Annotated in this window: 18 protein-coding genes; 6 read left to right on the top strand and 12 right to left on the bottom strand. The window is 61.6% G+C overall.

The features are described from left to right. Window positions 1-132 precede the first annotated feature (132 nt). The 6 genes from GFU70_RS16305 to GFU70_RS16280 are packed head-to-tail and all read right to left on the bottom strand — an operon-like array spanning window position 133 to window position 6202. Window positions 133-495 carry a Na+/H+ antiporter subunit G gene (locus tag GFU70_RS16305; protein WP_058543322.1) on the bottom strand — a complete coding sequence of 121 codons (363 nt, stop codon included), beginning with the start codon at window positions 493-495 and terminating at the stop codon, window positions 133-135. Next, window positions 492-770 (bottom strand): K+/H+ antiporter subunit F, encoded by a 279-nt coding sequence (locus GFU70_RS16300; RefSeq protein ID WP_058543321.1) that lies wholly within the window; start codon window positions 768-770, stop codon window positions 492-494. The genes GFU70_RS16305 and GFU70_RS16300 overlap by 4 nt, the downstream gene beginning before the upstream one ends. Further along, window positions 767-1255 (bottom strand): Na+/H+ antiporter subunit E, encoded by a 489-nt coding sequence (locus GFU70_RS16295; RefSeq protein ID WP_116642000.1) that lies wholly within the window; start codon window positions 1253-1255, stop codon window positions 767-769. Before GFU70_RS16295 ends, GFU70_RS16300 begins: the two co-directional genes overlap by 4 nt. Continuing rightward, window positions 1252-2937, bottom strand: a complete 1686-nt coding sequence (locus tag GFU70_RS16290) for a monovalent cation/H+ antiporter subunit D (protein WP_116642001.1) — start codon at window positions 2935-2937, stop codon at window positions 1252-1254. The genes GFU70_RS16295 and GFU70_RS16290 overlap by 4 nt, the downstream gene beginning before the upstream one ends. Beyond that, window positions 2934-3278, bottom strand: coding sequence for a Na+/H+ antiporter subunit C (locus GFU70_RS16285; RefSeq protein ID WP_003202835.1), 345 nt, complete (start codon window positions 3276-3278; stop codon window positions 2934-2936). Before GFU70_RS16285 ends, GFU70_RS16290 begins: the two co-directional genes overlap by 4 nt. Further along, on the bottom strand, window positions 3278-6202 hold the full coding sequence (locus GFU70_RS16280) for a monovalent cation/H+ antiporter subunit A (RefSeq protein ID WP_153388422.1): 2925 nt from the start codon (window positions 6200-6202) through the stop codon (window positions 3278-3280). Before GFU70_RS16280 ends, GFU70_RS16285 begins: the two co-directional genes overlap by 1 nt. Window positions 6203-6462: 260 nt before the next feature. Between GFU70_RS16280 and GFU70_RS16275 the strand changes: the two genes are divergently transcribed. The 3 genes from GFU70_RS16275 to GFU70_RS16265 all read left to right on the top strand — a co-directional run bounded on the left by GFU70_RS16275 (window position 6463) and on the right by GFU70_RS16265 (window position 11760). Further along, entirely contained in the window at window positions 6463-9036 is a 2574-nt protein-coding gene (locus tag GFU70_RS16275; protein WP_153388421.1) for an S-type pyocin domain-containing protein, read from the top strand. After that, complete coding sequence (locus GFU70_RS16270; RefSeq protein WP_153388420.1) at window positions 9036-9512, top strand: DUF6392 family protein; 477 nt, start codon at window positions 9036-9038, stop codon at window positions 9510-9512. Before GFU70_RS16275 ends, GFU70_RS16270 begins: the two co-directional genes overlap by 1 nt. 748 nt (window positions 9513-10260) lie before the next feature. After that, on the top strand, window positions 10261-11760 hold the full coding sequence (locus GFU70_RS16265; protein WP_153388419.1) for a bacteriocin immunity protein: 1500 nt from the start codon (window positions 10261-10263) through the stop codon (window positions 11758-11760). 212 nt (window positions 11761-11972) lie between these two features. Here GFU70_RS16265 and GFU70_RS16260 read toward each other — a convergent pair whose 3' ends face one another. After that, entirely contained in the window at window positions 11973-12977 is a 1005-nt protein-coding gene (locus GFU70_RS16260; protein WP_064106921.1) for a DMT family transporter, read from the bottom strand. A 12-nt stretch (window positions 12978-12989) separates the two neighbouring features. On the opposite strand from GFU70_RS16260, the gene GFU70_RS16255 reads away from it, so the two are divergent. Together GFU70_RS16255 and GFU70_RS16250 are read left to right on the top strand one after the other, a co-directional pair. Next, window positions 12990-13553 (top strand): helix-turn-helix domain-containing protein, encoded by a 564-nt coding sequence (locus GFU70_RS16255; RefSeq protein ID WP_058543311.1) that lies wholly within the window; start codon window positions 12990-12992, stop codon window positions 13551-13553. A 15-nt stretch (window positions 13554-13568) separates the two neighbouring features. Beyond that, window positions 13569-15011, top strand: coding sequence for an FAD/NAD(P)-binding protein (locus GFU70_RS16250; RefSeq protein WP_116642006.1), 1443 nt, complete (start codon window positions 13569-13571; stop codon window positions 15009-15011). Window positions 15012-15194: 183 nt separating this feature from the next. Here the strand turns inward: GFU70_RS16250 and GFU70_RS16245 are convergent, their stop codons facing one another. From GFU70_RS16245 to GFU70_RS16235, 3 genes are all read right to left on the bottom strand, one after another. Continuing rightward, entirely contained in the window at window positions 15195-16310 is a 1116-nt protein-coding gene (locus GFU70_RS16245; RefSeq protein ID WP_058543309.1) for a Gfo/Idh/MocA family protein, read from the bottom strand. 131 nt (window positions 16311-16441) lie between these two features. Then, the gene (locus tag GFU70_RS16240; RefSeq protein ID WP_058543308.1) at window positions 16442-17209 is read right to left on the bottom strand and encodes an SDR family oxidoreductase; all 768 of its coding nucleotides are present in this window, start codon (window positions 17207-17209) and stop codon (window positions 16442-16444) included. Between the two features lie 24 nt (window positions 17210-17233). Continuing rightward, entirely contained in the window at window positions 17234-18301 is a 1068-nt protein-coding gene (locus GFU70_RS16235) for a phosphotransferase family protein (protein WP_058543307.1), read from the bottom strand. 199 nt (window positions 18302-18500) lie between these two features. On the opposite strand from GFU70_RS16235, the gene GFU70_RS16230 reads away from it, so the two are divergent. Further along, a complete protein-coding gene (locus GFU70_RS16230) occupies window positions 18501-18896 on the top strand; it encodes a DUF4280 domain-containing protein (protein WP_003202818.1) in 396 nt (131 codons plus the stop codon). Here GFU70_RS16230 and GFU70_RS16225 read toward each other — a convergent pair whose 3' ends face one another. Together GFU70_RS16225 and tssI are read right to left on the bottom strand one after the other, a co-directional pair. Beyond that, window positions 18897-19439: a toxin-antitoxin system YwqK family antitoxin gene (locus GFU70_RS16225; protein ID WP_058543306.1), complete on the bottom strand. Its 543-nt coding sequence runs from the start codon at window positions 19437-19439 to the stop codon at window positions 18897-18899. It lies immediately after the preceding gene. Window positions 19440-19452: 13 nt separating this feature from the next. Then, window positions 19453-21462, bottom strand: a complete 2010-nt coding sequence (tssI, locus tag GFU70_RS16220) for a type VI secretion system tip protein TssI/VgrG (RefSeq protein WP_153388418.1) — start codon at window positions 21460-21462, stop codon at window positions 19453-19455. Window positions 21463-21464: the final 2 nt, after the last annotated feature.

Genomic DNA, 21464 nt, shown 5'->3' with positions numbered 1-21464 from the left:
CTGCCGAAGGCTGCGATCTTTTGATCTTCGTTCGAGACTCAAGTGTCTGGGGAAAGATCGCAGCCTCGTTGCACTCGACAGCTCCTACAGGGCGCAGCCCAGCGGGAGCAAGGGGGCGGCTCAAGATAGCAGTCAGCCATCCTGCCCGGTCCTGCGACTGCTGACCTCCGCCGGCACATCATCCCCAGCCATGCGCTTGCGGAACAACGCCGCTCGGGCCAGCAGCAGGGTTGTCACCGGGACGGTGATGGACAACAGGATCGGTATCAGCCAGGCGTGCAACACCGGCCCGGACTTGAGCGCTGAAAAATACACGATCGAAGCCAGTGCCACGCACCAGGCGCCCAGTGTGGACGCCAGGGCCGGAGGGTGCATGCGTTGAAAATAATCCTTCAACCGCACCAGGCCGATCGCCCCGGCCAGGGCGAAGAGGCTGCCGAGCACCAGCAGGATCGCCACCGGGATTTCGACCCACATCGACAGTTCGCCGTTCATTCGATCACCTCGCCACGCAACAGGAACTTGGCCAGGGCAAACGAGCCGACAAAGCCGAACAAGGCGATCAGCAACGCCGCCTCGAAATAGGTGTCACTGGCATAACGGATGCCCAGCACCAACATCATCAGCATCGCCACGATGTACAGGTAGTCCAGGGCCAATACCCGATCCTGCGCCGAAGGTCCCCTGAACAGCCGCCACAGGGTCAATGCCATCGCCAGGGAGAACAGGAACAGGCTCAACAGGATCGCATTGGACAGCAAGGGGCTCATTGGAAAATCTCCATCAACGGGCGCTCGTAGGTGGCCTTGAAATGCGCGATGAATGACGCCTCGTCCTCCAGATCGAACACATGTATCAGCAAAATGCTGCGGTCCAGGGCCAGTTCCGACCAGACTGTCCCCGGAATCACCGTGGTGATCATCGACAGCGCGGCCAGGCCGTTGGCGTCGTGCAGGTCCAGCGGCACCTTGATGAACCGCGAGCGAGGCGGGCGGCGCCCGGCGTTGAGCACCCCCCAGGCTACCGCCAGGTTGGACACCAATACGTCACGGCCCACCAGCAGAAACAAGCGCAATACCACCCACGGTCGCCGGATACGGATGGGCCGCGGTCGCAACCGGCGCATCATCAGCGGCGCCAGGAAGCCCAATGCGGCGCCCAGCAGCAGATGGCCGGCGCTGACGGACACGTTCAACACCAGCCACAGCACGCCCAGCGCCAGGGACAGCCACGGGGCGGGAAACAGGCGCTTCATGGCTGCACCTCCCGCAACGCGGCGCGAGCTTCGGGGTTGGGCACGGCGCGGGTGGCGAGTACTGACATCACGTAATGTTCCGGGTTGTTCAGTGCATCGGCGGCCGATTGGGTATAGCGCAGCAATGTTTCGGCCTTGAAGGTCAGGGCGATGCCCAGGCCCAGCAGCACGATGATCGGCAGGCACTCGAACGGTCGCAGCAACGGTGACGGTCGCTCTTGCGGCGTCCAGAAACGCTGGATGCCCAGGCGTGAGAAGGCAATCAAGGAGGCCAGCCCCGACAGGATCAGCAACGCCAACAGGCCCCACGCCTGGTTCGACACCAGTGCCTCGGTGCTGGCCCCGAACCCTTGGGGATTGAGCAGGGCGCTGAGCAGGCTCAGCTTGCCGATGAACCCTGACAGCGGCGGCATGCCGATAATCAACAGCGCACAGAAGATAAAGCTCAAGCCAAGGAAGGCCATGGTCCAGGGAATCACTTGCCCGACCACGGCTTTCTGCTCGTCATCGAGGTTGATGCCCTTGGGCAGTTGCAAGGACTCCAGCGGTCGCGGCAACGTGTCGAGGTCGTCATCCAGGGACAGTTCGTTGGCCGAGCGTGAGCGTTCGATCAGCTCGGCCAGCAAGAACAGCGCGCAAAGCGCCAGGGTCGAGCTCACCAGGTAAAACAGCGCCGCGCCCACCAGGTTCGGTTGGGCGAAGCCGATGGCCGACAACAGGATGCCGGCCGAAACCAGGATGCTCAGGCTCGCCATGCGCTCCAGGCGTTGGGCCGCCAGAATGGCGATGGCCGCGCAGACAATGGTCGCCATGCCGCCGTAGACCAGCCAGTCGGCGCCGAAATACGCCGAGGCGCCGGCCTGGCCGGAGAACAGCAACGTCCACAGGCGCAGGATCGTGTAGACGCCCACCTTGGTCATGATCGCAAACAGCGCTGCCACCGGTGCGCTGGCGGCGCTGTAGGCCGGCACCAGCCAGAAGTTCAGCGGCCACATGCCGGCCTTGGCCAGGAACGCCACCGCAAGGATGCCTGCCCCGGCGTGCAGCAAACCGCGGTCAGCCTCCGGTACCAGCGGGATTTTCAGGGCCAGGTCGGCCATGTTCAACGTGCCGGTGACGCCGTAGATCAGCGCTGCGCCAATCAGGAACAACGACGAGGCCAGCAGATTGATGGAAATGTAATGCAGGCCCGACGACACCCGCGCCCGGCCCGAACCGTGCAGCATCAGGCCGTAGGAGGCCGCCAGCAAGACCTCGAAGAACACGAACAGGTTGAACAGGTCCGCCGTCAGGAAGGCACCGTAGAGGCCCATCAGTTGGATCTGGAACAGCGCGTGGAAACTCGCCCCGGCGCGGTCCCAGCGGGCCATGGCGAACAGCAGCGCGCTGACGCCGATGATGCCGGTCAGCACCAGCATCAGCGCCGACAGGCGATCGACCACCAGCACAATGCCAAACGGTGCCTGCCAGTTGCCCGGCAGATACACGCCAATGGACGCGGGCAAGGCCTGGTCCTGGGTCCAGTACAGCAACAGCACGGCGATGCCCAGGCCCAGCAGGCTGGAAAGCAGATTGATCCGCGCCTTGAGCGGGCGGTGTTTCTCGCCGAGCATCAGCATCAACGCGGCGGTCAGCAGCGGCAGCAGGATGGGCGCGGCGATCAGGTGGGGAGAGAACATCATTCCTTGGGCTCCCGACCGTCCACGTGGTCAGTACCGGTCAGACCACGGGACGCCAGCAGCACCACCAGGAACAGCGCGGTCATGGCGAAGCTGATCACGATGGCGGTCAGCACCAGCGCCTGGGGCAGCGGGTCGGTGTAGTGCAGCAGGTCCTGGGGCACGCCATCCTTGATGATCGGTTCCTTGCCGATGAACAGGCTGCCCATGCTGAAGATGAACAGGTTGACGCCGTAGGACAGCAGGCACAGGCCCATGACCACCTGGAAGGTCCGTGGTCGCAGCACCAGCCAGACACCGGAGGCGGCCAGTACGCCGATTGCGATTGCGATGACTTCTTCCATCAGGCGGTGGTTCCTTTGGCGGGGGCGACGGGTTTGGCATGCAGGCCCGGCTTATGGGCCCGTACCGATTGGTGCGCCAGGGCGGTGAGGATCAACAGTGTGGAGCCGACCACCACGGCGTACACGCCGATGTCGAAGAACAGCGCGCTGGCCACATGGAAATCACCCAGCAGCGGTAATTCGAAATGCCAGGTGTGGGTGGTCAGGAACGGATAACCCACGGCCATCGCCCCCAGGCCCGTGGCGGTGGCGAACAACAGCCCGGTGCCCATCCAGCGCAGCGGTCGCAGGCTCATTTGCGCCTCGACCCACTGGGTGCCGGCGACCATGTATTGCAGGATGAACGCCACCGACATCACCAACCCGGCCACGAAGCCGCCACCGGGTTGATTGTGGCCGCGCATGAACAGGTAGAACGACACCACCAAGGCGATCGGCAACAGCAGGCGCACCAGCACCGACGGCACCATCATGAAGCCCAATGCAGTGTCGCTGGCATGGCGCGGGTTGACCAGGTCGGTGACCACGTCCGGTGCCAGCAGGCGCTGTTGCGCTGGTAGCTGCATGCTTTCCTTCGGCGGACGGAAACGTCGCAGCAGGGCGAACACCGCCAGGGCCACTGCCACCAGCACGGTGATTTCCCCGAGGGTGTCGAAGCCGCGGAAGTCCACCAGCATCACGTTCACCACGTTGCTGCCGCCGCCTTCGGGCAGGGCACGGCTCAAGTAGAACGAAGAAATGTCGTTGGGCGTCTGGCGCGTGAGCATCGCATAGGACAACAGCGCCATGCCGCCGCCGACGGCGATGGACAGCAGCAAGTCGCGCAGGCGGCGGATGCGCGCGCGGCGCTCGCTGTTGGGCCGGGGCAAGGCGTCCTCGATCCGCCGTGGCAGCCAGCGCAAGCCCAGCAGGATCAGCACGGTGGTGACCACTTCCACCACCAGTTGCGTCAAGGCCAGGTCGGGCGCGGAGAACCAGACGAAGGTCACGCAGGTCATCAGGCCACAGACGCTGACCATGGTCAGGGCCGCGAGCCGGTGGTACTTGGCCTGCCAGGCCGCGCCCAGGGCACAGGCGATCGCCAGCAGCCACAGGGCGACGAAGACGATGGAGCCGGGGATCTTCGGCCGGTCGCCCCAGACCAGCGTGCTGTGCAGCATCGGGACCAGCCCGGCGAGCACCGCAACCAGGACCAGCCAGAACAACTGGGCCTGCAGGCGGCGGGTGCTGATCCGTCGTTCCAGGCGCCGGCCTTGGCGCATCATCATTACCAGGGAACGTTCGAACAGGCGCTTGCCGCTGAGTCGGCCAATGAACGGCGGGTGCGTGATGTGCCCTTGCCGGAGCTGTTTGCGCAGCAGCAGGTACAGGACGATGCCGCCGGACATGGCTACCAGGCTCATGATCATCGGTGCGTTCAGGCCGTGCCAGATCGCCAGGCTGTACTGCGGCAGCGTCCCTCCCACCACCGGCAACGCGGCCGCGGCGAGTAACGAGCCGACCACTTGGGCGGGGAAAATCCCCACCACCAGGCAGGTGAACACCAGCAACTCCACCGGCGCGCGCATCCAGCGCGGTGGTTCGTGAGGGGTATGGGGCAGGTCGGTGGCGGTGGGGCCGAAGAACACATCCACGGTGAAGCGCAGGGAATAGGCGACGCTGAAGGTCCCGGCGATGGTGGCGATGATCGGCAGCGCCAGTTCGACCCAGGCCGTGGCGGAAATGAACACGGTCTCGGCGAAGAACATTTCCTTGGACAGGAAACCATTGAGCAGCGGCACCCCGGCCATTGCCGCGCTGGCAACCATGGCCAGGGTCGCGGTGAACGGAATCAGCCGCACCAGGCCGCTGAGCTTGCGAATGTCACGGGTGCCGCTTTCGTGGTCGATGATCCCGGCGGCCATGAACAGCGAGGCCTTGAAGGTGGCGTGGTTGAGGATATGAAACACCGCCGCCACGGCCGCCAGGGGGCTGTTCAGGCCCAGCAGCAGGGTGATCAGCCCGAGGTGGCTGATGGTGGAGTAGGCCAGCAGGCCCTTGAGGTCGTTCTGGAACATCGCGCAGTAGGCGCCCAGCAGCAACGTACAGGCCCCCGCGCCGCCGACGATGTAGAACCATTCTTCGCTGCCCGACAGCGACGGCCATAATCGCGCCAGCAGGAACACCCCGGCCTTGACCATGGTCGCCGAGTGCAGATACGCCGACACCGGCGTGGGGGCAGCCATGGCATGGGGCAGCCAGAAGTGGAACGGAAACTGAGCGCTTTTGCTCAAGGCGCCGATCAGGATCAGCGGCAACAGGATGGGGTAGAGGGCATGGGCACGGATCAGGTCGCCGGCGGCCAGGACCTTGTCCAGCTCATAGCTGCCCACCACATGGCCGAGCAGCATCACCCCGGCCAACAGGCAAAGCCCGCCGGCCCCAGTCACCATCAACGCCATATAGGCACCGCGTCGAGCGTCGGCGCGGTGGTGCCAGTAGCCGATCAGCAGGAACGAGAACAGGCTGGTCAGTTCCCAGAAAAACACCATCTGGATCAGGTTGCCGGAGATCACCAGCCCGAGCATGGCGCCCATGAACGCCAGGAAAAAGGCGAAGAAGCGTGGCACCGGATCGTCCGGTGACATGTAGTAGCGAGCGTACAGCGACACCAGCGTGCCGATGCCCAGCACCAGCACCGAAAACAGCCAGGCGAACCCGTCCATGCGCAATACGAAATCCAGGCCCAGGCTGGGCAACCAGGCGTAGTGCTCACGGATCACGCCGCCGTCGGCGATCTGCGGGTACAGCAAGGCCACCTGAACCGTGCCGACCAGGGCCACGAGGCCGGCCAGCAGTGATTCGGCGTTACGGGCGTTATGCGGCAGCAGCGCCGCGACACAGCTGCCGATGAAGGGCAAAAGCAATAGAACTATCAGTGACATAGGCTTCTATTCGGCGGGTGGGTAGCAGGGATCATACGTGGCGTATTCCCGATCACCAACCGTGAGGGTGTCGCAGAATCCTACAAGGTAGGGGGGAGTTTTCCTGTTTCGAGTTGTTTTGATGAGCGCCGGGACGTCGGGATCGGCCACGGGTATCAAGGCACTCGTACCATAAGAACAGTTTCCGGATGCGGTAGGTATGTACCGCAGCCGAGCATGGCTTCATCGCCATCCTGCGCCATACAGAAAAGGAGATCTGTATGGCAAAGCGAACATTTAGCGATGGATCAAATGGAACGGTAGTTATCAGACCGGGGCGACCCTCATCGGGTGGCGGTTCCGGTGGCGGGTATGGCGGCGGCTTCGGAGGAAACCGCGTCGGAGCGACAGGAGGCCCCAAGCGTTCAGCCAAGGGCATGGAAAAGCGGCGGCAAGCGACGCTCAAGCGCCAGGCCGAGGAAGCGAAAGCCGCTGCAAAAGCGAAGGCCGACGCCGAAAAAGCCAAGGCCGCCGCTGCCGCAAAAGCCAAGGAGCAGGCACGCCAACAAGCGCTGGCGACGATGGTGCAGCGCTACACCACCACCCGGGCCGAGGTGGATCGAAACTTCGCGAGTAAAAAGCAACAGCTCGACGCATCGCTTCAAAAGGAAATTTCGGCAGCAAAACGGCCGCCCACCTCGAACTCGACCGAGCGTTGGCAGCTTTACACCATCACCAAGGAAAAAAACGAAATCGACGGGCTGATCGCCCGCAAGACCAAGGAGCTCAACGCCAGGAATCTCGCGGCTCGCGTCTTTGACGGACAGGATCCGCTCACCCGTTCGGCGAACGACTACCGCACGCGACTGGATCAATTTGGCGCCTCACTCGATGAGGGTCATCGACTCTGGGAGCAGAGTTACACCGCAGCCCAGGAGGCGCGACTGCTGTCCGCGCAGATCAAGGCCCTGAGCGAAAAATCCAACGCGCTGGCACGGCATCATGCCGAACAGGCGGTGGCTTGGCGTGAACGGGAAGCTGTCTGGGAGCGCCAGCGTCAATACGCCGAACAACGGGCGGCGCGCATTCGCTTCAAACAGCAGATGGATGAAAGCGTCCGGCTGGAGCGGTTCAGGCAAGTCCATACCGTGAGTGTGCCCGCCTCTTCGTTGACAGCGGGCGGGATGGTGTTGAGCCAGGGGACCGTGTTTGTGCCCCGGCAAGACACGGCGGTATTGGACAAAGCTGTCCAGTCGGCCGTGGAGATGCTCGGTGAGTTAAAGAGCATTGCCTTGAAGGGGCCAGGTTTATTTATCGCGCTGGCGACACACACCACCCCTCTGGGCAACGGAGAACTCACTGTCGAGCAACGTCGGCGACTGTTTCAAGGCGTTGGCGTACCGGTCCAAACACTGGGTCTGGCGGACGAGCAGAGGCTGAGCTCAGTTGCCGATGCAGGTGGCTCGGTGGAAATGCCTCACCGGCTCAAACCTGAAACCGTGTCCGAAGGCACCACGATCCACGTCGCCAATACCGGAGGGGCAATCAGCGCTCAGGTTCCGGTCATCAATGCAGTCCTGGACCCTCTGACCGGCCTCTATAACGCCGAAGTTCCCGGTGTTGTAACCCGGCAACTACAGTTCGCCACATACGCGGTCCCACGCACTTCCCCGACAAGCCCGCCAGCGCTGATGCTCATGGCGCCACAAGTCGAGACCCTGCCGGCGGGCGTGGACCTGCGCATTCAAGACTGCATCGTCTGCGTGCCCGGGCTGCCGCCGACCTATTTCTCATTCGATTTGCCACCCCTGGGCTCGGGCATTGTCACGGGTGCCGGCAAGCCGGCTGCGAATGATTGGTGGAGCAAGGCCAGCCAGCCCCAGGGCGCGGCCATTCCCGAGCAAGTCGGCCATCAGATGCGGGCGCAGACGATAAAGTCATTCAGCGCCTTGGACCAGGCACTGTGGCGCACCCTCGCCGAGCATCCGACGCTGTGGGACAACACAGACGAACTCAACCAAAAACGCATCGAACGAGGTTTTGCGCCCTACGCGCCGAAAAGCACGTGGGTCGGTGAGCGCCGTGAATTTGAACTGCGTTATCTAAACCGCGCCGAGCTGGGTGAAAACCCTTTCAATTTCGACCGCATCAGCATCACCACCCCAAACAGCCTGCTTGGCAGGCCGGGCATCGTACCGGCGGTCATCCCCTGGCCAGCGCCTCCAATCGGCAACGGCACCCGAACGCCCTTGGTCCCCCCGGGCATCGAACAGCTTGGGCCCACCACCTCACCGATTACACCGCCACTCTCGTCGGTGTATCCCGGCAAACCCGTCATCCCGGTCCTACCGGAAAACGAGACGTTTCCGGCTGTTGACCCGGGGCAAGTCGGTGCCAATATTCCGGGGTATCCGACGGACATGGAACTGCCTTCGCCGGGGTTGGTGTTTGTCGGTCCGCCGGTGGAACCCTTGGAGGTGGGGCCGTATAACGAACTCAGTGGTCGAAGTAGAGGGGATGGGTTGGATATTGACCATATTCCGTCGAGGAAAGCGCTGGAGACCTATATTCGTATGAATTTTGAAACTTGGGACTACGACACGATTTCGGATCTCATCCGAAGGGCTCCAAGCATCGCAATTCCTTCTGGTGTTCATCAAAAATTTAGTGAGACCTACGGTGGGCGCAATAATCTCGATAGGCGCATAAAAGACGCTACAAATCTGGAAGCCGCGGTGAGCAACAATTTCGCAGCGCTCAAACCGGGTCTTGTCGAGTCAGGGTTTTCGGAGGCTGAGCTAAATGCAGCTCAAGAATCACTACATGACCTTCACAAAGAACAAGGATGGTACTAATGAAAAGAGTTGAGCTTGAAGAGCTTATTAGAAGTATTGGAAGTAGTCATGAGACCTTGATAAGTCGTGGGCTCCTGCCGGATTGGCCGTTGAGTGAAATGTATGAAGGTCGGGATCGGTTGGGGTTTAAGCCAGAGCTTGGTATCAATATGGACTTCTGGCGAGTGACGAAAAAATTTGAAACCCTTTTCATTACGCTCAGAAAAACCACACCTTCAACATCTGCATATCAGGGCGAGCTTCCCGCCCCCTATGTTCGGGAGATGACAAAAACTGATGTGCACGCGATTTTTGGCGAGCCGATGATATCAAAAGGTCCCATTAAAATGCCGCTACCGATCGGGCAGACAGGAGGGTGGGAGTCCTACCAATTGGATCCAGAGCGGTATCTTGGTAAAAAGGTTGTATTTCAATATGGCGTTGATATGAGAGTAAATACCTTGGTTTTTACCTTGCTAGATACAGGTCACTCTTGAGGTTACTTAGCTTGTATGGATAAGGGAGAGCTGTCGATGCAGGATTTGCATAAAAAACAAGGTTGGTATTGATGAAATCTTTTGAGCTTGAAGTGCTCATTGAACGTATTGGGAGTCAATATTAGGTATTGGTAAGCGAGGGCATACTGCCCGATCAGCCATTGACCGAAATGTATGAAGGACGAAATCGACTTGAGTTTGAGCCAGAGCCCGGAATAGAGTTGGGGGTCTGGCGGGAGACGGGGCGATTCGAGACGCTTTTCGTTTCGCTTATACGAACCACACCCTCAACGAAAGAGTATAAAGGCGAACTTCCTGCTCTCTATATGTCGGAAATGACGCAGTCTGATATTCATAGGGTTTTCGGGGAACCGATGGCATCGAAAGGCCCAATAAAAATGCCAGTGCCGATAGGGATGACTGGGGGGTGGGATTCGTACCCGTTGGACCCAGAACTGTATCCCGGTAAAAAGGTTGTTTTTCAATATACCCAGGATATGAGAGTAAAGACCTTGGTCTTCACTTTGATAGATAAAGGACACCGTTGATCAAGATGATGAGCGTGCCGAATCACTTTTATCGAGAATGGCTGCTAAATGATCTTCAAAAAAATATGAAGGCTATACCGAATTTGAGTTTTTACAAACCCGGCTTCAAACCAGAATAGACCAAGCCCCGTGTACGCATCTGCTCGAACAATCGAGCAGGTGCGTTACCGAGCAGCATGTTTAAACAAGGAAAACCATAGATGGAACTTAAACCCAAACTCCAGGATTACACCGAGGCCGAGTTTCAGGCGTTCGTAGGGAAAATCTGGAATGTCGACATGGGCAAAGAAGAGCATGACCGACTGATCAACCACTTCGATCGAATCGTCGGGCACCCCAAAGGCGCGGACCTGCTGTTTTACCCGGACGACACCGTGAATATGAATTCGCCGAATGCGGTCGTCTACTTTGTAAAACAGTGGCACTTCAAAAAGAACGTTATCCCCTTCAAGGGTGGGGTACTGCCTGCCCCGGCCAAGCCCGCGCCTCGCTTGAACATGGCGCAACACGCGACGGCAAGAGCCCAGCGCGAGTTTGCCAATGCACAGCAGATGGCCTCGGACATCACCGCCGCAGACCAGACGGTTGAAAAGGCCTTTACCCAGCTGGAGCTTGCTACCCGGCAACGACAAACCCAACAAGATGCTGAGCAGACGCTGGATGCACTCAAGCAGAGCATGCGGCAATTGGAGCAAGCGCAGCACGAAGTGGTCATGGCCGTTGGCGCGTTCGAGCGGCGTAAAATGCGTGTCGAGTTTGCCCTGAACGGCGCCCAGCGTGATCTCACCTATAACAAAGCCGACCAGGCGCTCTGGCAAGCGAATTCACGACAGGCCACTGCCAATCATGGTCGTTATCTTGCGCGACTGACCTCGATCGCCCAGCGGCATGCCGTTCTTCACGCCGCCGCTGAAGCCGTACTGGAACGTTCCTCGCAGCAATTGATGCGGTTGCGTGGAGAGGACAGCAGCCCAGTATTGTTTCGCATGTCCGCTGCAAACGGTACGAGGCACCCAAACCTGTTGCTGAGCGATGCGCCGCCACTAAGGGTTAGTCAACGGGTGGATTTGCAAAAATCCATTCGCTCAGCCGTCGCCGAGTTCAATTGGTTGATGACGCATCCAGAGCAGGGGCACGCCGGGCAATATGCCGAGGTCCTGGGTTTTGATCTTGTCAGTCGAACCAAAGAGGCGCGTTTTGGCCTGTGTGTGGCGCTGGCCGAGATCTCTGCAGTCGAACAGGACTGGCAGGCCCTCGCCGCGCGGCAGGGCGAGGTGGCGTTGCCGTTGCGAATGAGCACTGCAACGGTCGCGACAAAACCTGGCAGCCGTTTCAGGGGCCTGAAAGAAATACGTGAACTGTTTCAGATCTACATCACGCCTGCCACGGGTGTGTTGCCGTCCAAGGTGCGTGTGAGGTTGGCAGTTTGGGATGAAGTTGGACGGGTTTTTCGCTTGACCACGGACGGCCCGCAGGCCCGAGTGATTGAATGGAGTCGTGCGGATAGCTTGGAGGCGCCTATTGCGTCCGAGCAAAATCGACTCGATTCTGCCGGTTTCATTCACGCTTCGCCGGTACCGACATTGGAAACTTTTGAATCCATCGAAGAGGTTCGATTCGATGATTATGTCGTGGTGTTTCCCCAGGAATCGGGATTGGAGCCGGTCTATGTTGTGTTCAACGACCGTCGAAGCGCGTGATTGAAGACACTTGGGTAATGCCAGTCAGGAGATAACACGCCATACCTATAACCCGTGGCGAGGGAGCTTGCTCCCGCTGGGCTCGTGTAGGAGCTGCCGAAGGCTGCGATCTTTTGATCTTGATCTTTCGCTTGGGATTCAAGTGTCTGGGAAAGGATCGCAGCCTCGTTGCACTCGTCAGCTCCTACACAGCTCATAAGCTTCTACCGGCCTCACTGCTCGCGCTCAAGCGCCTCATCCACCTCGACAACACCTTTGCTCCGGGTCTTCAGCTCACTGACAATCACCGCCGCCACGATCAGTGCTGCGCCGAACAAGGCAATCGCTGGCAGCCGCTCGCCCGCCAGGCGCCCGGCGATGCCGGCCCACACCGGTTCACCGGCATAGATCAGCGTGGCGCGGGTGGGCGAGACGCTTTTCTGGGCCCAGTTCATCGCCACCTGGATCGCTGCGCTGGCGGCGCCCAGGCCCACGGCGCTGACCAGCAGCAGCCAGGAAAAATCCGGAATTTTTTCCTGCGTCGGCACCACCATCAGGAAGGCCAACACTGCGGTGCTTGCCAGTTGCACCACGGTCACCCGGCGCACATCGACCTGGCCGGCATAGGCGCTGATCAGGATGATCTCGGCGGCGATGGCGATGGCGCTGATCAGCGTGGCGATCTCACCGGGGCTGAAGTTCAGCGAAGCCCCGGCCGGGCCCGACACCAGCATCAGCCCGGTGAACGCCAGCATGATGCCGAGGCTGGGCATCAAGCCCGGTCGACGGCCCAGCACCAACCATTGCAGCAAGGGCACGAACGGCACGTAGAGCGCGGTGATGAACGCTGACTGGCTGCTGGGGATGGTTTGCAGGCCGACGGTCTGCAAGCCATAGCCGAGCATGATTGCTACACCGATAAAGGACCCGGCCTTGAGTTCGAACAAGGTCAGCTCCCGGAGATGCCGCCAGGAGAACAGCGCGACAAACCCCGCGGCGGCGGCAAAGCGCAAGCCGACAAAGAACATCGGTCCGCTGACGGTCATGGCGTGCTGCACCAACAAGAAGGTCCCGCCCCAGATCATGGTGATCAGCACCAGCACGCATTCGGCCTTGCTGAACCGGGAGAAACGGGAGGAAGCTTGAGGGGAGTTCACCGATGTCATGACCTTGCGCGCCACTTGAGGCGGACGCACAATGCGCCCGAAGTTGGGCAGTATAATGCGCAGCCCTAGCATGTGAGCAATATAGTGCACAAAGAAACCGGCCAGCGGGCGTCCGTCCTGCAACACGTCAGCCAGAACGTCCGTCGCCTGCGGCATGCCGCACAGCTTAGCCAGACCGCGCTGGCGGAACTGTCCGGGGTCAGCCGGCGAATGCTGGTGGCTATCGAAGCCGGGGAAAAGAACGTCAGCCTGACCACCCTGGACCGTGTCGCCGAGGCCCTCGACGTGGCCTTCAGCGACTTGATCCAGGCTCCCGACGCCCGCGACCCAAGCCGCATCAATGAACTGGCCTGGGCCGGGACCATTGCCGGCAGCAAAGCCGTATTGCTCGCCAAGGCTACCGCCAGCCGTGAAGTGGAACTCTGGGAATGGCGCCTGGAGCCCGGCGAGTATTACGCTTCGGAGCCCGATGCCGACGGTTGGAGCGAGCAACTCTACGTATTCGAGGGCTGCCTGACCCTGCTGTTGGGCAGCGAGGAGCGCCGGATTGGCGCCGGTGAGTTTTTCATGTTTGCCAGCAACCAGCCCCATGCCTATCGCAACGATGGCCCGGTGGCGGCGAGATTCGTACGCAATGTGGTGATTTGATTCCGGGAGAGCGGTATGGGTACAGCGCTGGAGCGATATGAGCAGGGCATTATCCGGGAGGCCGATATCCTGATCATCGGCGGCGGCCTGAGCGGCGCCATGCTGGCGGCGCAATTGCTGCGCTTGCCGGGCCGGCGCGAAGTGCTGATTGTCGAGCCGCGCAGCGAACTGGGTCGGGGCGAAGCCTACAGTGCCGTGGAGCTGGGCCACACCTTGAACGGCAACGCGGCCCGCATGAGTGTCGACCCGGACAACGCCGATGACCTGACCCAATGGCTCACCGCGTTCATCGAGGCCGGCGGCTGGCCCGAGGCGGATCAGCAACAGGTGCCGATCAGCGAGTTGTTCCCGCCCCGGGGAATGTTTGGCCTCTATGTGCAGCAACGCCTGGCCGAGGCCCGCGAGGTGGGCGCACGAAACGGTTCGACCGCCGAGCACGTGCGCGGGGAGGCCGTGGACCTGCGGGTTGTCGACGATGCTGTAGTGCTGACGCTGGATGACGGCCAGGTCTTGCGCGGCCGTTTCGCGGTGCTGGCCACCGGTATGTTCCCGGCGGCACGCACCCCGCAAACCGAATCCAGCGGCTTGAATGCCGCGGCATTGGATCCTTGGGATGTCGCGGCCATGCGGCAACTGGATCCGCAGTCAACGGTGATGATCATCGGCTCGGGGCTGACCATGGTCGATGCCGTGGTGTCCCTGGAGCAAGCTGGGCACCGCGGGCCGATTGAAGTGTTTTCCCGCCACGGCCTGCTACCCCATGTGCGTCGCCAGCCACCCGCCTGGGTGGATTTTCTCGCCGACGATCACAGTCTGCGTTCGCCCCGCCAACTAATGCGGGCCCTGCGCGAGCAATGCCATCAGGCCCACGCCGAAGGGATCGATTGGCAGGCCCCGTTGGACACCGTGCGCGCGCACATCGGGCGCTTGTGGAACCAGGCCAGCGATGTGCAGCGCCGGCAGTTCGTGCGGCATGTGCGGCCCTGGTGGGAGAGCCATCACCATCGCTCGCCACCGTTAAGTGCTGAATTGGTGGCGCGTCTGCACGAAGAAGGGCGGTTGCGGATCCAGGCGGCGTCGTTCAAGGGGCTGGCCGCGTCTGCCGATGGATTAGTGGCCATTAGCGTGCGCCGACGGGGCGAGGCTGAACTGGAAGTGGTGCAGGGTGCCGCGCTGATCAACTCCAGCGGCATTGAATATGATTGGCGGCGTGTTGCCCGGCCGTTGCCGCAACAGCTGTTGGCCCGTGGACTGATTCAGCCTGGGCCGCTGGCCTTGGGCATCGCCGCGCGTGCCGATGGCGCGGTACTGGATGCCAAAGGCAACCCCGCCGACCGCCTGTTCGCCATGGGCCCGCCATTGCGCGGAATGTGGTGGGAAAGCACCGCCGTGACTGATGTGGCGAGCCAGGCCAAGGCGCTGGCGGGGCGGTTGGTTGAACTGCAATCCCAAGATTGAAGTTGGACACACCGCTGTGGCGAGGGGATTTATCCGCGCTGCGTGGGAGCAAAGCTTGATCGCGATGCAGGCGCCTCGGCTCCCAGGGAGACCGTGTCATCTTCATCGCGGGCAAGCCTTGCTCCCACAGATGGGAATAAATCCCCTTCCACACGGGTTCACAAAATGGGCACAAATGAGCGCTTATAGCTCGCTGACCTTCACCCAACGCTCCTCCCGCGCCGCCACACGAATCGCCGCCGCCAGCCGCTCCACTTCCCAGGCCTCTTCAAAATCCGTCCCGCTGCCGCCTTCGCCGGCAAGCGTCATCACCAGTTCATGCACTTCCAAAGTCTTCAACTCGTTGTACCCCAACTGGTGCCCGGCCGCCGGGCTGAACGCGGCATAACCCGGCAGATCCGGACCGGCCAGCAGGCGCTGGAAACCTGCCTGGCCGCCGCGACACAGGCGCAGTTCATTCAGCCGTTCCTGATCGAATGCCAGGGTGCCGAGGGTGCCGCTGATCTCGAAGCTCAGGTGGTTCTTGTAGCCGTGCTTGAGCCAACTGCTGCTCACCGTGCCCCGGGCGCCGTTGGCGAAACGCAGCAGCGCATGGACCTGGTCATCCACCGCGATGGCGCGTTGTTCGGCATTGCCGGCGTTGGCAGGGCGTTGGTGGTGCACGGTCTGGCTGTCGGCGCACACCGCCTCGACATCGCCCAATAGGTGCCGGGCCATGGCCAGCAAGTGGCTGCCCAGGTCCGCCAGTGCGCCACCGGCGTGGGCCGCTTCACAGCGCCATGACCATGGCGAGGCCGGGTCGGCCATGAAGTCTTCGCTGAACTCGCCCTGGAAACTGATGATCTGCCCCAGTTCGCCGCGCTGGATCATGTCCCGCGCTCGTTGGATGATCGGGTTGTGCTGGTAGTTGTAGCCGACCCGCGTCACCACCCCGGCCGCCTTGGCCGCCTGGCGCATCTGCTCGGCCTGTTCCAGGGAAACCGCCAGGGGCTTTTCACAATAGACTGGCTTGCCCGCCGCCAGCGCCGCCATGGCCATGGGAAAGTGCAGGTGGTTGGGCGTGGTGATGGCGATCAGGTTGACCTTCGGGTCGTCGATCAGTTGTTGCCAGTCGCTGTGGGCCGTTTCGAACCCCCAACTGTGGGCGCATTGCCGGGCACGCTGCGGATCGGCGTCGGCCAGGGCCGCCAGTTTCAGGTTCAGGGGGAGGTCGAACACCGCCTTGGCGTTGTGGAACGCCAAGGCATGGGCACGGCCCATGAAGCCGGTGCCAATCAGACCGATGCCGAGTTCACGCATGAGAAAGAGCCCTTTGAATTATTGTTTTCAGAAGGACTCTTTATGGAATAAATATTCGCTAATTGCAAATGTTGGAATAAATATTCATTTGTGTTGTCACTGCAGATCATCCCACAGGATGAATGTCGTGATCAGGACAGGAACCCACCATCGACATTCAACGCCACACCCGTGGTGTAGCTCGACGCATCGCTGGCCAGGTACAACACCGCGCCGGCCATTTCGCTCGGGTCGGCCACGCGCTTGAGGGGGATCTGCGCCAGGGCGGTCTTCAGGATGGCGTCGTTCTTGACCAGTGCCGAAGCGAACTTGGTGTCGGTCAGGCCCGGCAACAGGGCGTTGCAGCGGATGCCGAACTGCGCGCATTCCTTGGCGAAGACCTTGGTCATGTTGATCACCGCGGCCTTGGTCACCGAGTAGATGCCCTGGAAGATTCCCGGCGAGATGCCGTTGATCGACGCCACGTTGATGATGCTGCCGCCGCCGTTCTCGCGCATCAGCTTGCCGGCTTCCACCGACATGAAGAAATAGCCGCGGATGTTCACGTCCACGGTTTTCTGGAACGCGCCCAGGTCGGTGTCCAGCACGTTGCAGAATTGCGGGTTGGTGGCGGCGTTGTTGACCAGGATGTCCAGGCGCCCGAACTGTTCGCGGATGTTGGCGAAGACCTGGCTGATCTGCTCCATTTCACCGATGTGGCAGGCGATGGCGGTGGCCTTGCCGCCAGCGGCGATGATGGCGTCGGCCACGTGCTGGCAACCGTCGAGCTTGCGGCTGGACACGATCACATGGGCGCCTTGCTGGGCCAACAGTTTGGCGATGGCTTCGCCGATGCCGCGGCTGGCGCCGGAAACGAAAGCGATTTTACCGTCGAGGTCGAACAACTGGGTCTTGGACATGCTGTTTCCTTGTTATAGGTGCGCTCAGAGCGTGGATTTGCCGATGACCTGCAGGCTCATCTGCTCCAGCAGTTTGTTCATCGAAACGAACTGCGCGAAGCGTTTGTCCTGGGTCTGGCCGTGGAAGAAGCGGTAGTAGATCTGCTGGACGATGCCGGCCAGGCGGAACAGGCCGTAGGTGTAATAGAAGTCGAAGTTGTCGATGCGGATCCCGGCGCGCTCGGCGTAGTAATCGACGAACTCGCGGCGGGTCAGCATGCCGGGGGCATGGCTTGGCTGGCGGCGCATCAGTTGGACGGGGGCCGGGTCTGCGGCTTCGATCCAGTAGGCGAGGCTGTTGCCCAGATCCATCAACGGATCGCCGAGGGTAGTCAGTTCCCAGTCCAGCACGCCGATGATCTGCATCGGGTTCTGCGGGTCGAGGATCACGTTGTCGAAGCGGTAGTCGTTGTGCACGATGCTCGAAGTGGGGTGGTCGGCCGGCATCTTGTCGTTGAGCCAGGCCTTGACCGCTTCCCACTTCGGCGCATCGGGCGTCAGGGCTTTTTCGTAGCGGTCACTCCAGCCGCGGATCTGCCGGGCCACGTAGCCTTCGGGCTTGCCGAGGTCGGCCAGGCCGCAAGCGTTGTAGTCGACGCGGTGCAGCTCGACGAGCCGGTCGATGAAGCTCTTGCACAGTGCTTCGGTGCGGGCGGCGTCGAAACCCAGTTCCGGCGGCAGCTCGGAGCGCAGGATGATGCCTTTGACCCGTTCCATCACATAGAACTCGGCGCCCATCACCGACTCGTCGGTGCAGTGCACGTAGGCTTTGGGGCAGTACGGGAAACCTTCGCGCAATTGATTGAGGATGCGGAACTCACGACCCATGTCATGGGCGGACTTGGCTTTATGGCCGAACGGCGGACGACGCAGGACGAATTCCTGCTCGGGGTATTCCAGCAGGTAGGTCAGGTTCGACGCGCCACCGGGAAACTGGCTGATCTGCGGCACGCCGGTCAGGCCGGGAATGTGGGCCTTGAGGTACGGGTCGATCACGTTGGCATCGAGTTCTTCACCGTCGCGCACGCGGGTGGACTGATCAGTAAACGCCATGCTTATCCCTTCTGCTTATTTTGGAGGCCATCGATCATTGGCTAATCTAATGGCGCGCGGGAGGCGTCACAAGCACGCCAGGGTCTTATAGGTTAGCGTGTTGCTGGATAATCAGCGGGCTTGATGCATGGCGGCGTGCGCGTCGGGTAGGGGCGAGCTAAGGTTTCTCAGAGTCTGTCGCTTCAAAGGAGCAACCACGATGGGATGTCCGCAAGTCTGTGGCACCGCGACCTTGCAATGCAGCTTCGGCGCCGCCCCGGCGGTGCTCAATGTGCTGCCGGTCAATCGCCTGCTGACCGGGGGGATGCCGGCGGCGAACATCATGGATCACATCCCGCTGGTGAACATCACCACGTTCGGCATGTGCATGAGCCTGGCGAACCCGACCGTGGCCGCCGCCACCGCTGCGGCGCTCGGCGTGCTGACCCCCATGCCGTGCATCCCGGCCACCGCGGCCCCATGGATCCCCGGCGGCGCGCCGACCCTGTTGCTGGGCAACATGCCGGCCATCGATGCCAACAGCACCTTGATGTGCACCTGGGCCGGGGTGATCAAGATCGTTGTGCCGGGGCAGGTGCAGATGTTGATTCCCTGATTACACCGTTGTCGGATCATTCCAGCGCCTGAACCACCAGCGCACCCGGGAGATCGGTTTGCCCTCGGCGTCCAGTGGCCGGCCATCTTCAGCGTAGGCATGGGCCGGTTCCAGCAGTTGGCCGTTGAGGTAGCGGGCTTCGACCGCCGGGTTGCCGTTGGGGTGCAGGCGACGATAGCGGCCATCGCGCACGCCGTCGCGATAGAACTCGGCCTCGGCCAGTTGCCCGTCGGGAAAATAATTGTTCGCTTCGCCGTGCAGCAGCCCGCGACGATAGGTGGCCTGGCGTTGCAACCCACCTTCGGCCGCGTAGAAGCTCGCCACACCTTGCAATTTGCCTTTCACGAATGGCAGTACCGCCGAGACCTTGCCATTGGGGTGATACAGGGTGCTGGTGCCTTGCAGTTCACCTTGGTTGTAGTTGAGTGTTGCTTGCGGGCGTTGCGCTTCTTGGATCTGCAGCGGACCGTCGAGCTGGCCGTCGACCAGTTGCCCGCTCAGTTGGCTGTCGCCACGCTCCAGGTCGAGTTTTTTCGAGGCCATCGATCGGCTCCTGTCAGTTGACCTTCACCAGGCCGCCCTTGATGGTCAGCATGCCGCCGCCGTCCACGGTCTGTTCGGCGGCGGCCTTGTTCATCAGGCTGATGCCGGCATCGTTGGTCAGGGTGGTGCCGGCCTTGTTTTCCAGCGACGTACCGGCCTGGTTGCTCAGGGCCGTGCCGGCTTTCTGGCTGATGGATGTGCTGGCCTGGGCGGCCAGGTCTGCGCCGCTCTTGATCGCGAAGCTGTCGCCGCTTTGCAGGGTCAGGGTGCCACTGACCTTGATAGTCAGGTTGCCGTCCACTGTCAGGCTGTAATTGCCAGTGACCTTGTGCTCGTAGTTACCGCCGGTGCTGTGGGTCTGGTCCGAGCCCACGGTGACGGTGCGGGTGTCCTTCACGTCGAGGCTGTCGCTGCCGGTCTGGATGGTCACGCTGCGCTTGCCTTTCTCCAGGGTCACGGTTTCGTCGCCATCCTTCACCGTGCGGGTGCGAGCGTTCTGTACCGTGAGGGTTTCGTCGTGGCCGACGGTGGCGGTGGTGTCGTTGAGCACGTTGATGTTGAAGTCTTTCTGGGCCTGGAGAAACACCTCTTCGGCGTCCTTCTTGTCTTCGAAACGCAACTCGTTGAAACCGCCACCGCCCTTGGACGAGTTGGTCTTGATCCCGGACTGGGTCTGGTTCGCCGGCAGCGCATAGGGCAGGGCATTGTCGCCGTTGTAGACGCAGCCGGTGACCAAGGGACGGTCCGGGTCGCCGTCGATGAAGGTCACGATGACTTCCTGGCCGATGCGCGGCACGAACTGCATGCCAAAGCCTTTGCCGCTCCAGGGCAAGACCACGCGGACCCAACAGGATGAGCTCTCGTCGTTCTTGCCGGTGCGGTCCCAGGGAAACTGCAACTTGACCCGCCCGTATTCATCGGTCCAGATTTCTTCGCCGGCCTTGCCCACCACCAGCGCCGTCTGGGTGTGCATGCGCGGTTTTGCCGTGACGCGGGGCGGTCGATAGACCGTGGCCTTGGGAATTGCTTCGAAGCGGTTGCGATAGCTGTCGTGGCTGGCTTCGTGGCTGACCGAGGTCACCACCCAATCGATATTCAGCGTCGTGTCTTCATGGCCGGCGAGGGTGAACCAATACCCCGGCACCAGCCAGCGGCAGTCGCTTTCGCCGACGAAGCGTCTCTCCTGGCTGCGCAGGCCGTCCACCCGCTGTTTGGTCAACGCATCGCCCTGGGCCTTGGCGGTATAGCCGCCCGGATGTTCGTACATCGAGCTTGGTCCGGCCACAGCTTCGGCCTGGCTGTAGAGCGAGGTCGTCGGCGTGGTGAATTCATAGTCGGTGGCCTGGTAAACCCCGGCGACCGCTTGCAGGCACACTTGGCCGGAGCGGATGCCGTGCAGTTCCCGTTCGCCGATTTTCTGCCCGAGATAATTCACCGTCGGCCCGTTGGGGATGGGCGCGAAGGCGTCGTTGCTGTCGGCAAGGACCAGCGTGTGGGTGCCTTGCTCGTGGGTGAAGAACCAGAAGATCCCGTCTTCTTCCAGCAGGCGCGAGACGAAGGCCAGGTCGGTTTCGCCGTATTGCACGCAGTATTCGCGCGGGGTGTAGCTGGCGGTGAGTTTGAGCTGGAAGTCGGTGAAACCATGGGCCTTGAAAATCGTGGTGACGATGTCCGACGTGACAAGGTTCTGGAACACGCGGTTGTTGCTGGCCAGGCTCAGCCACCAAAGCCAGGGACGCAGCAGGAGTTGATAGCGCTCGGCCGTGGCGTCAGCCGGGAGCTGGCGGATCTCGGCCACCAGCCAATCCAGCGGGCGCAGCAAGGCGTCCTTGTGCAGCGTGGCGGTCACGTGGCTGGCGACGGCCGTCGTGAGGTCCAGCGAAGCGCCGTCGTTGATGCCGTTGAGCATGTGCGAGCCCAAGGCGTTGAGGCGTTCTTCGCCGGACAGCGACTCAGGGTACAGCGCCGACAGCGCAGTCGCGGTGAGGGATAGGGTGGTATTGCTGTCGGTGGCGCGGGGCATTG

The organism is Pseudomonas brassicacearum (assembly GCF_009601685.2).
Lineage (GTDB): Bacteria > Pseudomonadota > Gammaproteobacteria > Pseudomonadales > Pseudomonadaceae > Aquipseudomonas > Aquipseudomonas kilonensis_B.
This window is presented reverse-complemented; position numbering and strand designations above follow the sequence as displayed.